Here is a 14,683-nt window from a genome sequence, read left to right on the forward strand (position 1 = left end):
CCCAAAGATATTATGATAAAATTTTTAGTAAAAACCTTAGTTGTAATTATATTAATAATCGCTGCATACTTCAGCTTTATCTATTTTGCAACCTATAGCGAAGGTGTAAGAGCTGGTGAGTTGGTTAAATTTAGTAGTAAAGGTGTTATGTTTAAAACTTGGGAAGGCGAAGTTAGCCAAGGTGTGTCTGAGGCTCAACTTTTTAAATTTTCAGTAGAAGATAAAGAAACACAGGTTATTAAAGATCTAAATCGTTTGCAAGGTAAATTTGTAAAATTAACGTATTTTGAACGCTACAAAACTTTTTTCTGGTTAGGTGACACTAAATATTTTATTACAAAAGTAGAAGAAGACAAAGACCGACGATCTAATTATTAATTATGAAAAATTACAAAAAGTAGACGCTTCACGCATTAGTATTTCAGAATTAATGCTACCATCACATTCCAATTTTAGCGGAAAAATACATGGTGGATACATCCTAAATTTAATGGATCAAATTGCGTTTGCTTGCGCGTCTAAACACTCAAAAGCCTATTGTGTTACTGCTAGTGTGGATACTGTAGATTTTTTAAATCCAATTGAAGTTGGAGAGTTAGTAACCATGAAAGCGTCTGTAAATTTTGTTGGAAACACATCAATGGTTGTTGGTATACGTGTTATTGCAGAAAACATACAAACAGGAGTTATAAAACATTGTAACTCGTCTTACTTTACAATGGTTGCAAAAGACGAAAGTGGTAAATCCACACCTGTACCTGGTCTAATTTTAAATGACAAAAATGAAGTCAAACGTTTTTTAAAAGCTTTAAAACGTATGGAAACAAAAAAACAACGTCAGTTTGAATTTGATCATCAAGATTTTTCACATATTGATTATTTACCATTACTACAAGATCATAAAGTTAGGATAGATTTACCTGATAATTTTTAATAAAAAAACCTTCAATTAAAATTGAAGGTTTTTTTGTATTATCTCTGTTTGACAATTACTTACTTAAGTACATTTTACGTCTTGAGTATAGATTGTAAAATTCGTCATCTTTTAAATCATCAATAAATAAGATGCTTTCTCCTGTGCTTTTCATTTCTGGACCTAGCTTTTTATTTACATTATGAAACTTGTTAAAAGAAAACACTGGTTGCTTAATGGCATAACCGTTTAATTTTGGGTTAAATTCAAAATCAGTTACTTTCTTTTCTCCTAACATCACTTTAGTTGCATAGTTTACATAAGGTTCTCCGTAAGCTTTAGCTATAAACGGAACCGTTCTTGAAGCTCTTGGATTGGCTTCAATAATATACACTTTATCATCTTTAACAGCAAACTGTATGTTAATTAAACCTACGGTATTTAATGCTAAAGCAATCTTTTTAGTATGATCTTTAATTTGTTGCATTACTAAATCTCCTAAGTTAAAAGGAGGTAATAAAGAGTTACTATCACCAGAGTGTATCCCACAAGGTTCAATATGCTCCATGATACCAATAATGTATACATTTTCACCATCGCAAATAGCATCAGCTTCAGCTTCAATTGCACCATCTAGATAATGATCTAAAAGTAATTGATTTCCTGGCATACGACTTAATAAGTCTACCACGTGTTTTTCAAGTTCTTCTTTATTAATAACAATCTTCATACCTTGTCCACCAAGTACGTAAGATGGTCTTACTAATATTGGAAAATCTAATACATCTGCAATTGCTGCAGCTTCATCAGCTGTTGTTGCAATATCAAATTCTGGATAAGGAATTTCTAAATCTTTTAATAAGGTAGAAAAATGGCCTCTATCTTCGGCTAAATCTAATGCTTGGTAACTTGTTCCTAATATTTTAATACCGTAACGTTCAAGTTTTTCGGCTAACTTTAAAGCGGTTTGACCACCAAGTTGTACGATGACACCTTCTGGTTTTTCATGCTTAATGATATCGTAAATATGTTCCCAGAATACAGGTTCAAAATACAGCTTATCTGCAGTATCAAAATCGGTAGAAACTGTTTCTGGATTACAGTTAATCATGATGGTTTCGTAACCACATTCTGCTGCAGCTAATACACCATGAACACAACAGTAATCAAACTCGATACCTTGACCAATACGGTTTGGACCAGATCCTAAAACAATTACTTTTTTCTTATCTGAAACAATACTTTCATTATCTGCTTGACGTGTTCCATCCGCAGTTTCAACATCGTTTTCAAACGTTGAATAATAATATGGCGTTTTTGCTTCAAACTCTGCTGCACAAGTATCAACCAGTTTATAAACACGATTAATATTTAATTCTTCACGTTTATTATAGACTTGACTTTCTAAACAACCCAACATGTGCGCTATTTGTCTGTCTCCATATCCTTTTTGTTTCGCTTCAAGTAATAAATCCTTTTGAATAGTATCAATAGTAAAAGTTGAGATTTCTTTTTCTATAAAATATAATTCTTCGTATTGCTTTAAAAACCACATATCAATTTTTGTGATTTCATGAATACGACTTAACGGAATTCCCATTTGAATGGCATCATAAATAGCAAATACACGATCCCAACTAGCATGTGTTAATTTGTCTATAACTTGGTCGTAGTTTTTATAACCTTTACCATCTGCACCTAATCCGTTACGTTTAATTTCTAGCGATTGTGTTGCTTTGTGTAAGGCTTCTTGGAAGCTACGTCCAATTCCCATGACTTCTCCAACAGATTTCATTTGCAAACCTAAAGTCCTATCTGATCCTTCAAATTTATCAAAATTCCAACGTGGTATTTTTACGATTACATAATCTAAAGTCGGCTCGAATAAAGCAGACGTAGATTTAGTAATTTGATTTTCTAATTCATCTAAATGATATCCTAAAGCTAGTTTGGCTGCAATTTTTGCAATTGGATACCCTGTCGCTTTACTGGCTAAAGCTGAAGAGCGCGATACACGAGGGTTAATCTCGATAGCAATAATATCTTCATTTTCATCTGGACTTACAGCAAATTGTACATTACAACCTCCTGCAAAATCTCCAATATTACGCATCATATGGATTGCCATATCACGCATTTTTTGATACGTTTTATCACTTAATGTCATTGCTGGAGCGACTGTAATCGAGTCTCCAGTATGGATACCAATTGGATCCATGTTTTCAATAGCACAAATAATAACAACATTATCGTTAGAGTCTCTAAGTAACTCTAACTCGTATTCTTTCCAACCAATTAAAGCTTTATCAATCATAACTTCATGGATTGGAGATATCTCCAGACCACGAGTTAACAACTCGTCAAAATCTTCTTCTTTATATACAAATGATGCACCTGCACCACCTAAAGTAAAAGACGCTCTAATAATTAAAGGAAAACCAAACTCTTGTGCAATTTCTTTTCCTTTTAAATAAGAAGTTGCTGTAGCTTGAGGTGCCATAGGAATACCAATATCAAGCATTAACTCTCTAAACTTCTCTCTATCTTCAGTAATATTAATAGCATCAATATTAACTCCGATAATTTCTACACCAAAATCTTTCCAAATTCCTTTTTCATCTGCTTCAATACATAAATTTAAGGCTGTTTGCCCACCCATTGTAGGTAAAACAGCATCAATATGTGGATGCTCTTTTAAAATTTGGATTATTGATTTAGTTGTTAAAGGCAACAAGTAAACATGATCTGCCATACTTGGATCAGTCATTATTGTTGCAGGATTAGAATTTATTAAAATAGTTTCAATTCCGTCCTCTCTTAACGATCGTAATGCTTGTGTACCAGAGTAATCAAACTCACAGGCTTGTCCAATAACTATAGGTCCAGAGCCTATAATTAGAATAGATTTTAAATTAGATTTTTTTGGCATTGTCTTAATTTTATTCGGTTATCAAAAATAGTCAAATTTGGATACAAAAAAAGGCGTTACACCTAAGTAACGCCTTTAATATATTAACAATTGAAAATCATTAATTATCTTTTATGTCTAGTCTCAGTTGAAACAGATATTTTCTTTCTTCCTTTAGCACGACGACGCGCTAATACCTTTCTACCATTAGCAGAAGCCATTCTTTCTCTAAAACCATGTTTATTTCTTCTTTTTCTCTTTGATGGTTGAAACGTTCTTTTTGGCATTGTCTTATGTTTTTAAATCTAAATAGTAAATGTTTTAAATGTTTTAGACTTTCCCTAAAACTGAGCGCAAATATACAACGACTTTTTTATTTGACAAACCTAATTTTAAAAATATTTTTAAAGATTTTTTTAGTTTCTTTGTACTCCAATATAAAATACGTCTAAAAGCGTGTAAATTTAAGTAAAAATAAGACATTTAAAATTAACAATAATGTACAATAAAGTAATAAAATTAATAATAGCAATCGGGATTTTTGGTGTAGCCATCTGGCAATTTGTAGAAGGAAACATAGGAAATGGTATCATGTACATCCTTTTATCTCTGATATTTGTCTTTTTATATTTTAAAAATGAATTTATTTTACTTGCGTTTTTAAGGTTAAGAAAACAAGATTATCCTGGTGCTAAAAAATGGTTAGATAAAATTAAAAATCCAGAAACTGCTTTAGTACAAAAACAACAAGGTTATTATAACTTTTTAAATGGTATCATGGTATCTCAAGATAATATGAGTGAAGCTGAGCGTTATTTTAGAAAAGCTGAAAAACTTGGATTATCTATGGATCATGACATGGCAATGGTTAAATTAAACTTAGCTGGTGTTGCCTTATCAAAAAGAAGAAAGCAAGAAGCGACTAACCTATTAGCCGAAGCTCAAAAATTAGATAAACAAGGCATGTTAACAGATCAGATTAAAATGATGAAAGAAAACATGAAACGTGCCCAAGCACCAAAACAACATTATGGTCAAGGTGGATCTATTAGAGCCCAAAAAAGACGTAGCAGATAACTATCTCTTCTCATTATAAAAAAAGGTCAAACAATATTGTTTGACCTTTTTTTATAAGCTTACCTTTATAGATTATAATAATGGAGCCCAAAGCCTACAATAAGCTTCTTGAATACGTCTTAAATTAGAACGCTCTACCCATCTATCTAAATCTATTTGAGCTGCACTCTCTAAATCATTCATAAATATAGCTTTGGCCTCTTTGGCTTTATCCTTATTGTAGATTAAAGCATTGATTTCAAAATTAATATTGAAACTTCTATAATCCATATTACAAGTTCCTATGGTTGTAAAGACATCATCAACAACCATGGTTTTAGCATGAATGAAACCTTTTTCGTATCTATAAATTTTAATATTTGCTTCTAATAATTGTTCTAAATACGAGTTTGTAGCATGTTTTGCTGTCCAAGAATCGGATTTATGCGGAATTAAAAGTCTAACATCTACTCCACTTTTTGAAGCTACTTGCATGGCTGTAATAATCTGATCGTTTGGAATAAAATATGGTGTAGTGATGTACACATAATCTTCTGCCGTAACTATAGAAAAAAATATGGCTTCCATAATGTTAGCCCAATCAGTATCTGGTCCACTAGCTGCTATTTGAACAGGTTGAATGGTTTGAACCTTATTTTGAGGAAAGAATGAACGATCTAACTCTAAAGTCGTATCTGCTACAAAATTCCAGTTTGTCAAAAATTGTGTTTGTAAAGTAAACACAGCTTCTCCAACAATTTTTAGGTGTGTATCCCTCCAATAAGCTGTACTTTCTGGATAATTAACATAAGTGTCAGATACATTTATACCTCCAACAAATCCAATTTCTCCGTCAATGACTACTATTTTTCTGTGGTTTCTGTAATTCATTTTACCAGCAAACCTAGGAAATAATACAGGCATAAAAGCATGAAACTGAATACCAGATTCAGTCATTTTTTTCTTCATTTTAGAAGAAATTTTACTACCAACATCATCAAAACTTAATCTAACTATGACACCTTCTTTTGCCTTTTGACATAATAAGTTAATAAACTTAGTTCCAATTTTATCATCTTTTAAAATGTAATATTCAATATGAATATGTTCCTTGCCATTTTGAATAGCTTTAAAAAGGATTTCAAATTTATTTTCACCATTTAATATAATCTCGATATCATTATACTTGGTTAATGGTGATTTATCGTTTTTTTGAAGTAAATGAATCAATCTAATTTGATCTTCTTCAATATTAGCTTCATAACTTGTTAAGGTCTCAGGATCAAGATTTAACTTTTGGTTTATTGATTTGATTAACGTATTGTTTAAGACGTCCTTTCGGTTAAAAATTTTATTTTTTCTATATTCTTGACCAAAAAAGTAATATACAATCAATCCAAAAAAGGAAACACTAACAATACAATAATGTATGTTAGTGTTTTTGTTGGATTAATAGATTTAAATAATATGGTTGCGACTGCTATAATTACTAAAATATAGTTTAATACAATTGCAAAAGTCCACCAATATTGACTTATAAAATCTAGCATTTATGGGTTTGTTTTGTAATATCCTTCTCTAGGGATGTCAATATAATATTGCTTTCTAGATTTGTTATTTAAGTGAGGCTCTCTCAACCAAGGATTGTGTAATTTTAAAATTTTATAGTTTATACCAAACTGTTTTGCAAAACCAGCAAAGTCGGTGACAGCAGTATCTACAGCAACTTGATAAGTTGGCACTGTAGTATATAAATCCTTATCTCTAAAATTAAACCCGTATTTATCTGGGTTGGATAAGATTTCTTTTAAAGCTATAATCCTGAACACATAACGACCAGTTTCTTCTCCTAAAAGTAGGTCGTAATAACTTGTTACATCTTGTGCTTTTAATCGTTTTGAAATTCCGTAATTTCCTGCATTATATGCTGCTGCTGCAGAAGTCCAAGATCCTAAACTTCTTTTAGCTTTTATTAAATAATCACATGCTACTTCTGTTGCTTTTTCTAAATGGTAACGCTCATCTACATTATCATTAACTTCTAATCCATGTTCACGTCCTGTCGCTTTCATGATTTGCCAAAACCCACTAGCTCCTGCTGGAGAACGTGCGTCAGTCAAACCACTTTCGATTACTGCTAAATATTTAAAATCATCAGGAATACCATGTTTTGCTAGAATAGGTTCTATAATAGGAAAATACTTTTTAGCACGCTTAAACATTAATAAGCCATTAGATTGCCAATAAGTGTTGACTAAAAGCTCTTTATCCATACGCTCATAAATATCTGGATTTGATAAAGGGACTTCCTCACCTGCAAACTCTAAATAGGTCGGCATTTGTATGGCGTAAACATTATAGTCATTTATGATTTGTTTTTCAAAATTTTCATCTGTTGGTGCATTTTGATAGGCGTTAATAAATAACATTCCTAATGCTGCTAAACCTACTACTGCAAGGCTTTTTTGTACTATCTTCATCGTCTTATCTTTTTCTTTTAAATATAAAATATTTTATGTAATTTGATTTATGTTTAAGCAATTAATTTTGGTAAATTTTGATTAAACCATCTGTACCTATTTATTATCATAATGTGCGTACCTCCTTTAACTGTAATGCAATCTGAAAGGTTGGAAAACGGAAATACTAAATCATTATCACCATGGATGTGCACAATGCCCTCCATTGGTTGTTCTTGCTCCCAACACACAACTTGTTGTATTGCCCAATCAAGGTAGTTTTTATCACTAACAGACAAGTACTTTTTGTATAACTCAATACGCTTGGTAATAGTATTACCAAAAGCATATTTTGCTAATAAATCTATATTACCTAGCAATTGAGTTGGTAAAATCTTGTAAGCTTTAGTTGCTTTAAGAAGTTTCATACGTTTTGGCAACTCATGCTTCGTTTTTACACTTGAGACAATAATTACCTTTTTAGTATTAATTAATTTACTTATTTCTTGAACTAAAATACCTCCAAAAGAAACACCAATTAGGACTGGATTGTCATGTTTTATATCTTGACAAATACGTTTGGCGTAAGAAGAAAGGGTTTCGTTTTTTTCTGGAATCTTCCATTCTAACCAATGTATTTGATATTGATCTTCGGGTAATTTTATGTGCTCGAAAATAGTCGGATTAGCTGCCATTCCTGGCATTAAATAGACTGGTATTACTTGCTGACTCATAAGGTTTTAACATTACGCAAGGCTATTGCTAATAGTTTTTTTGTACATTTGTACTGTAAAGCTATAAAATAGTTTGGTACTATTTTTGAAACTCTCCCAATAATTAATAAAACTTTATAAACATGATTGATGCAGCAGAGTTAGTTGACAACGAGTTTTTACGTCAATTTGAACTGAAAATAGACGATCATTTTGCTAAAATTGAATACTCTTTACAGGAACGAAAGATTTTTTTAACTAAATTAATACTTCCTGAACCACTTAATAACGAAGAGTTTACATCAGAATTTTTAAAAACTGTTTTGGATACAATGGAAGACCGCAACTTAAGTGTTGTGCCAACAAGTCCAGAAATTGCAAAATTTATTAGACGAAACAGACGATACAAAAAATTGTTACCTGTTGGTCTTAGAATCTAAACAATGAAATTAAAAAACCGAAGTAAAATTACTTCGGTTTTTTTATGCTGATTGCTGATTAGTAAAATCAAATCTTACTAAACCGTCATCATCAATTTTAGTTAATTCTATATTGTGTAAGGTGTTAACAAACTCTGGATTCCATGGTGTTTTAACTTTTACATAATTGTCTGTAAATCCATGGATATAACCTGCTTTATTTTCAGACTCAAATAATACTTTTCTTGTGGCTCCAATTTGACTTTCGTAAAATGCACGACGTTTTTTTGCACTTAAACCACGTAACATTTTACTGCGTTTAGTGCGTATATTTTTAGGAACAACTTGATCTAAAGTTGCTGCGACAGTATTGGCTCTTTCAGAATAAGTAAAAACATGTAAATAACTAATATCAAGTTGGCTTAAAAAATTATAGGTTTCTAGAAAATGATCTTCGGTTTCACCTGGAAAACCTACTATAACATCCACACCAATACAAGCGTGAGGCATAACTTGTTTTATTTTCTCAACTCTATCTACATATAATTCACGCATGTAACGACGACGCATTGCTTTTAAAATGTCATTGCTTCCGCTTTGTAACGGAATATGAAAATGAGGTACAAATGTTTCACTTTTAGACACAAAATCTATGGTTTCATTTTTAAGCAAATTAGGTTCGATTGAAGAAATCCTTAGACGCTCTATCCCTTCTACTTCATCTAATGCTTGTACTAACTCATAAAACGTATGCTCATGCTTTTTATTACCAAATTCACCTTTACCATAATCACCAATATTAACTCCTGTTAAGACTATTTCTTTTATATTTTGCTGAGATATTTCTTTTGCATTTTTCAGAACATTATCTAAAGTATCGCTTCTTGAAATCCCTCTAGCTAAAGGTATTGTACAGTAAGTACATTTATAATCACAACCATCTTGAACTTTTAAAAAAGCTCTGGTACGATCACCAATGGAGTAACTTCCGACGTAAAAATCTGCGTCTTCTATTTCACATGAGTGGACTTCGCCTAAATCATTTTTAGATAAATCGTTAAGATAGTCTGTTATTTTAAATTTTTCGGTAGCACCAAGGACTAAGTCTACACCATTGACATCTGCTAACTCTTGAGGTTTTAACTGCGCATAACATCCAACAGCAACCACAAAAGCTTCTGGGTTAGATTTTTGGGCTTGCTTAACAATAGTCTTAAAACGCTTGTCTGCATTTTCTGTAACAGAACAAGTATTTATAACGTAAATATCTGCTGGATCGTTAAAATCCACTCGATCAAAACCTTCGTCTTTAAAAGACCTAGCAATGGTTGATGTTTCAGAAAAATTAAGTTTACAGCCTAAGGTATAAAAGCCGACTTTCTTTTTAGTATTCAATTTAAAATAGTCTTTAATGCTAAGTAAGATTGTTTATATTTACCTAGTGTAATTACAAATTTGTGATTGCAAAATTACGTATTTTTTTAAGCCTTAAAAGGTGTTTAGACGCTTATATATTGATTACTATTAATGACTGTTTTAAAACGTAACACTACTAATTATCTTATTTTACTTGCCTTTATTAGCAGTATTATATCTTGTACAAATCTAGAAAAAAGCAACAAAGACCATTTGGTTTTTAGATATAACGAACACAAAAACATTGGTTCTTTAGATCCTGCTTTTGCTAAAGATAATGCCGATATTTGGGCTGTCAACCAATTATTTAATGGTTTAGTCCAAATGGATGATAGCTTATTGGTTAAACCTAGTATCGCTAAACGTTGGACTGTATCCGAGGATGCTTTGCAATACCGTTTTGTACTTCGTGACGATGTGTATTTTCATAAACACGAATTATTTAAAAGAGATTCCACTAGAACTGTAACTGCTTATGATTTTGAATACAGTTTTAATCGAATATTGGATCCTAAAATAGCGTCTTCGGGACGTTGGATTTTTAATAAAATAAAGCATTTTGAAGCTGTAAATGACAGCGTTTTTAATATTACATTAAAACAACCCTTTCCTGCTTTTTTAGGATTATTGACTATGAAATACTGTAGTGTTGTTCCTAAAGAAATCACAGAACATTATGGCACAGATTTTAGAGCCAATCCAATTGGCACTGGTCCTTTTAAATTTAAACGTTGGGAAGAAAACGTCAAATTAGTGTTCAGAAAAAACAATCAGTATTTTGAAACTGACGCTGAAGGCGAAACATTACCTTATCTTGAAGCTGTAGCCATTACGTTTTTACCTGATAAACAAAGTGAATATATGCAGTTTATACAAGGTAACTTAGACTTTTTAAATAGTTTAGATGCTTCATATCAAGATGATATTTTAACCACAAAAGGAGCCTTACGTGATAAATACGCCAACACTATTGACTTAATTAGAGGACCTTATTTAAACACTGAATATTTAGCGTTTTTCATGGAGTCTGACCTAAATGAAATACAGTCTAAACGTATTAGAGAAGCTGTTAATTACGGTTTTGACAAACAAAAAATGATGACTTATTTAAGAAACGGAATAGGTATACCTGCTACTGGTGGTTTTATTCCTAAAGGTTTACCTGGTTACAGCAGTAATATTGGCTATACTTATCAACCTGAAAAGGCTAAACAATTAATAGAAGCTTACAAGTCACAAACGGGAAACAACAATCCTGAAATAACAATTACAACGACAAGTAATTATCTTAATTTCTGTGAATATATACAACGTGAATTAACCAAAATTGGACTTATTGTAAATGTAGATGTGATTCCTGCTTCCACACTTAAAGAAGGAAAAGCTAACGGAAAATTAGATCTGTTTAGAGCTAGTTGGGTCGCAGATTATCCTGATGCCCAAAATTATTTATCTTTATTTTACTCTGAAAATTTTGCTCCTAATGGTCCAAATTACACGCATTTTTATAATACACAATTTGACAGTCTTTATAAAACCTCATTTTTAGAAAACAATATAAACAAAAGGATACAGTCGTATACAACTATGGATAGTCTAGTTTTAAAAAACACGCCTGTAGTACCACTATACTATGATGAAGTGATAAGGTTTACTCAAAAAAATATCTCTGGTCTTAGTAGTAACCCTATTAATTTATTAGAAATTAAATATGTCAAAAAAGAAAAATAGTAATAAGATTTAGACTGAAATTTTATTATCCTTATTTACCTTTTTATCTATCATTAATCCTAAAATAATTAAATACTGACCCATTGCATAACCAAACATGACTAAAAAGTCCTGAAACATTACATCTCCATAAAACATTTTAATAACCATTGTAGCTTCAGATAACACAAACAAGCCTACTCCTATTAAAACAGTATAATAGCTTTTAGCATTAACTACACCTTTTCTAATGTAAGCAAACAGAGTCATGACCAATGATATAAAAAAATATAAGGTTATTGGTAAAAAATAATCTTTAAGATTAGGAAAAATAAGACTGTATAATATAGCTACTAATAAAAAACAAATCACAAAAAACGGAACTAATCGCTTGTTACTAAAGTCTTCTTTATGAGAAAACTTTAAAATATATAATATTTTACCTATCACAAATAAACATATGCTTATTATAAATTTAATTTTATTTAGATGATCTATTATTAATATATCACCAATAAAAAATAAAATTAAACCATAAAAAATATATTTTTTAACATAAACCTTTTTTCTGTAAATAGCATAAGCTGTAAAAACCAACAAGCTACCCATAACTAAAACTTTACTATAATACCTGTAAGGCATTGAAGGTAAATAGATTTTAGTATAAATATCTATTACAAGCAAAAATATAAATAGAGGTGTATAATATCGTATTAACTTTTCCATATTACAGATTAGTTTTTAATACACTTTCTTTATAATCTGTAGTTGTTTTTTCTTTTAAAATTCCAATAATAATCAAATACTGAGATAAACAATAAAATAGCATTACGGTTATTTTATTATATGCTATCATAGGATTGTAAAATATTTTAAGAATATTTATACTATCGGCAATCATAGACAAAAACACACCTAACATTACTAACCAAAAACTACTGTTATTAACTTCGTTTTTTCTCAAAAAAGCAAACTGCATTAATAACATTACAACAAAAAGATAAATTAGAAAAGGAAAAAAGTAATGATCTAAATTACTATAGACTACAGAAGTAATTAGGGTCATATAGGTAAAACAAAAGACCAAAAACGGAATTAACTTCGAAATTTTAAAATCCTCATTATTTAAAAACCTTACAGAGTAGCATATTTTTCCTGCAATAAACAAGAATGCAGCAATTATAAAATGACTCATTTTACCAGAATTACCGGTAATAAAAAAAGTCTCCTATTATAAATAATAATAATGCATAAATGACTAATCTTTTTTTAGTGTTATCCTTTTGCTTATTATTTAAAACATAAAACAATAACAAACTGATACTTAAAGCAATTTTCGAAAAATATCTATATGAATACAAATCGTAACTATTTTTAAAAAATGAGTCCAATAAGTACAAGCTTAGATATAAGATTGAAAATCTTAAAGTATTTTTAAAAATGAAATTCATATTGATTTTAAAACAAAAACAATATAAAAATTTAAATCAAAATTAACCCATAAAACCTTACATTTTATATGATTAACCGTTGAATAGCAAGAGAACCTGTTAAATTAACGGTTAGTCTTTTCTAAACTTTTTAGTCTCTTCAAACACGTGTGTTAAAATAGCCTCGTCCTGAGCTGTAAAATCAATACCTCGTCTTTCCATAACGACTTTAGCCACTTCAAACGCTTTAGAGGTTAAATATGTTGTAAAACCTGAGGCTCCTCCCCAACTATAACTTGGTACAAAGTTTCTAGGAAAACCACTTCCAAAAATATTAGAATTAACGCCAACAACTGTTCCCGTATTAAACATTGTATTTATACCAGATTTACTGTGGTCTCCCATCATTAAACCACAAAACTGTAAACCTGTTTTTGTAAAACGTTCAGTTTCATAATCCCATAATTTAACTTGCACATAGTTATTCTTTAGGTTAGAATTATTTGTATCAGCACCTAAATTACACCATTCTCCTAACACCGAGTTTCCTAAAAAGCCATCATGTCCTTTATTTGAATACCCAAATAATACAGAATTATTGACCTCTCCTCCTACTTTACTATGTGGTCCAACTGTTGTTGGTCCATAAATTTTAGCTCCTAACTTTAATGTTGCATAATCACACAATGCTAGAGGACCTCTAACTAATGTACCTTCCATTATTTCTGCATTTTTACCAATATATATTGGACCTGAACTAGCGTTAAGCGTTGCAAATTCAACTTTAGCGCCTTCTTCAATAAAAATATATTCAGGAGAAATCACATTATTACTTTTCGGGATAGGTTGTGAAATACTATCTTTAGTTAACAAATCAAAATCCTGTTGGATAGCTTCACCATTTTTTGAAAAGATATCCCAAGTATGTTCAATTTTTAAAATGTCTTTATCAAATTCTATCGCTTCATAAGCATCAAAATCTACTGCTTCTTGAGTATCTGTAGTATAAAAAGCAATAACATCTTCATCTTTAAAAACAGCCTGATTTTCGGATAAATCTTTAATAATTTCTACTAAATCTGCATTTGGTAAATACGCAGCATTAAGCATTACATTAGCTTCTAGTTCGACCATAGGAAATTTCTCCGACAAATAATCTTCAGTAATTGTTGTCGTTGTATTACCTAAGTACAGTTCCCATTTTTCTCTAATTGTCAAAATACCAACTCTTATATCGGCTACTGGTCGTGTATATGTAAATGGTAAAAGTTGATTACGAACTGGTCCGTCAAAAAGAATATAATTCATGTTAGAAGTAAGTTTTGATTCAAAAATAATCCAATTTAAGGTAACAAAAAAGCCTTTCAATAAAATGAAAGGCTTTTAAAATATAGTTAACGCTAAAATTATTTTTTGAATTTTGCGTATTTGTTTTTAAACTTATCAATACGTCCAGCTGTATCAATTAATTTAGACTTACCTGTGTAAAACGGGTGAGACGTTCTAGAAATTTCCATTTTTATTACTGGATACTCAACACCATCAACGTCAATAGTTTCGTTAGTGTTTGCAGTAGACTTAGTTAAAAATACGTCGTCATTTGACATGTCTTTAAATGCTACCATTCTATAATTTTCTGGATGTATACCTTTTTTCATC

The 14,683-nt window shown here is 30.7% G+C and carries 16 protein-coding genes; 5 read left to right on the forward strand and 11 right to left on the reverse strand.

The features are described from left to right. Nucleotides 1-12 precede the first annotated feature (12 nt). Together AC0L4B_RS16045 and AC0L4B_RS16050 are read left to right on the forward strand one after the other, a co-directional pair. Nucleotides 13-378: a hypothetical protein gene (locus AC0L4B_RS16045; protein WP_028606468.1), complete on the forward strand. Its 366-nt coding sequence runs from the start codon at nucleotides 13-15 to the stop codon at nucleotides 376-378. A gap of 52 nt (nucleotides 379-430) precedes the next feature. After that, nucleotides 431-934 (forward strand): acyl-CoA thioesterase, encoded by a 504-nt coding sequence (locus AC0L4B_RS16050; protein ID WP_473437794.1) that lies wholly within the window; start codon nucleotides 431-433, stop codon nucleotides 932-934. Between the two features lie 55 nt (nucleotides 935-989). Here AC0L4B_RS16050 and carB read toward each other — a convergent pair whose 3' ends face one another. Then, nucleotides 990-3,842, reverse strand: a complete 2,853-nt coding sequence (gene carB, locus AC0L4B_RS16055; RefSeq protein WP_473437795.1) for a carbamoyl-phosphate synthase large subunit — start codon at nucleotides 3,840-3,842, stop codon at nucleotides 990-992. Nucleotides 3,843-3,946: 104 nt separating this feature from the next. After that, nucleotides 3,947-4,108, reverse strand: coding sequence for a 50S ribosomal protein L34 (gene rpmH / locus AC0L4B_RS16060; RefSeq protein ID WP_028291243.1), 162 nt, complete (start codon nucleotides 4,106-4,108; stop codon nucleotides 3,947-3,949). Between the two features lie 211 nt (nucleotides 4,109-4,319). Between rpmH and AC0L4B_RS16065 the strand changes: the two genes are divergently transcribed. Beyond that, entirely contained in the window at nucleotides 4,320-4,898 is a 579-nt protein-coding gene (locus tag AC0L4B_RS16065) for a tetratricopeptide repeat protein (RefSeq protein WP_028291244.1), read from the forward strand. Between the two features lie 72 nt (nucleotides 4,899-4,970). Here the strand turns inward: AC0L4B_RS16065 and cls are convergent, their stop codons facing one another. The 4 genes from cls to AC0L4B_RS16085 are packed head-to-tail and all read right to left on the reverse strand — an operon-like array spanning nucleotide 4,971 to nucleotide 8,070. Beyond that, nucleotides 4,971-6,272, reverse strand: coding sequence for a cardiolipin synthase (cls, locus tag AC0L4B_RS16070; protein ID WP_473437796.1), 1,302 nt, complete (start codon nucleotides 6,270-6,272; stop codon nucleotides 4,971-4,973). Beyond that, entirely contained in the window at nucleotides 6,269-6,427 is a 159-nt protein-coding gene (locus AC0L4B_RS16075; protein WP_473437797.1) for a hypothetical protein, read from the reverse strand. Before AC0L4B_RS16075 ends, cls begins: the two co-directional genes overlap by 4 nt. Beyond that, a complete protein-coding gene (locus tag AC0L4B_RS16080; protein WP_473437798.1) occupies nucleotides 6,428-7,357 on the reverse strand; it encodes a lytic transglycosylase domain-containing protein in 930 nt (309 codons plus the stop codon). It lies immediately after the preceding gene. Nucleotides 7,358-7,410: 53 nt separating this feature from the next. Then, nucleotides 7,411-8,070 (reverse strand): YqiA/YcfP family alpha/beta fold hydrolase, encoded by a 660-nt coding sequence (locus tag AC0L4B_RS16085; RefSeq protein WP_473437799.1) that lies wholly within the window; start codon nucleotides 8,068-8,070, stop codon nucleotides 7,411-7,413. Between the two features lie 122 nt (nucleotides 8,071-8,192). On the opposite strand from AC0L4B_RS16085, the gene AC0L4B_RS16090 reads away from it, so the two are divergent. After that, nucleotides 8,193-8,489, forward strand: coding sequence for an N-acetyltransferase (locus tag AC0L4B_RS16090; RefSeq protein ID WP_473437800.1), 297 nt, complete (start codon nucleotides 8,193-8,195; stop codon nucleotides 8,487-8,489). A 42-nt stretch (nucleotides 8,490-8,531) separates the two neighbouring features. Here AC0L4B_RS16090 and mtaB read toward each other — a convergent pair whose 3' ends face one another. Continuing rightward, nucleotides 8,532-9,863: a tRNA (N(6)-L-threonylcarbamoyladenosine(37)-C(2))-methylthiotransferase MtaB gene (gene mtaB, locus AC0L4B_RS16095; protein ID WP_473437801.1), complete on the reverse strand. Its 1,332-nt coding sequence runs from the start codon at nucleotides 9,861-9,863 to the stop codon at nucleotides 8,532-8,534. Nucleotides 9,864-9,995: 132 nt separating this feature from the next. Here mtaB and AC0L4B_RS16100 point away from each other — a divergent pair, with 132 nt between their 5' ends. Continuing rightward, complete coding sequence (locus AC0L4B_RS16100) at nucleotides 9,996-11,615, forward strand: ABC transporter substrate-binding protein (protein ID WP_473437802.1); 1,620 nt, start codon at nucleotides 9,996-9,998, stop codon at nucleotides 11,613-11,615. Nucleotides 11,616-11,624: 9 nt separating this feature from the next. Here the strand turns inward: AC0L4B_RS16100 and AC0L4B_RS16105 are convergent, their stop codons facing one another. The 4 genes from AC0L4B_RS16105 to AC0L4B_RS16120 form a co-directional block, all read right to left on the reverse strand. Then, nucleotides 11,625-12,320, reverse strand: coding sequence for a lysoplasmalogenase (locus AC0L4B_RS16105; RefSeq protein ID WP_473437803.1), 696 nt, complete (start codon nucleotides 12,318-12,320; stop codon nucleotides 11,625-11,627). Nucleotide 12,321: 1 nt separating this feature from the next. Next, nucleotides 12,322-12,789 carry a lysoplasmalogenase family protein gene (locus AC0L4B_RS16110; RefSeq protein WP_473437804.1) on the reverse strand — a complete coding sequence of 156 codons (468 nt, stop codon included), beginning with the start codon at nucleotides 12,787-12,789 and terminating at the stop codon, nucleotides 12,322-12,324. 367 nt (nucleotides 12,790-13,156) lie between these two features. Further along, the gene (locus tag AC0L4B_RS16115) at nucleotides 13,157-14,332 is read right to left on the reverse strand and encodes a GlmU family protein (RefSeq protein WP_473437805.1); all 1,176 of its coding nucleotides are present in this window, start codon (nucleotides 14,330-14,332) and stop codon (nucleotides 13,157-13,159) included. A gap of 98 nt (nucleotides 14,333-14,430) precedes the next feature. Next, complete coding sequence (locus tag AC0L4B_RS16120; protein WP_473437806.1) at nucleotides 14,431-14,682, reverse strand: type B 50S ribosomal protein L31; 252 nt, start codon at nucleotides 14,680-14,682, stop codon at nucleotides 14,431-14,433. Nucleotide 14,683 lies beyond the last annotated feature (1 nt).

It is taken from the genome of Olleya sp. NP1-10, from assembly GCF_055804415.1.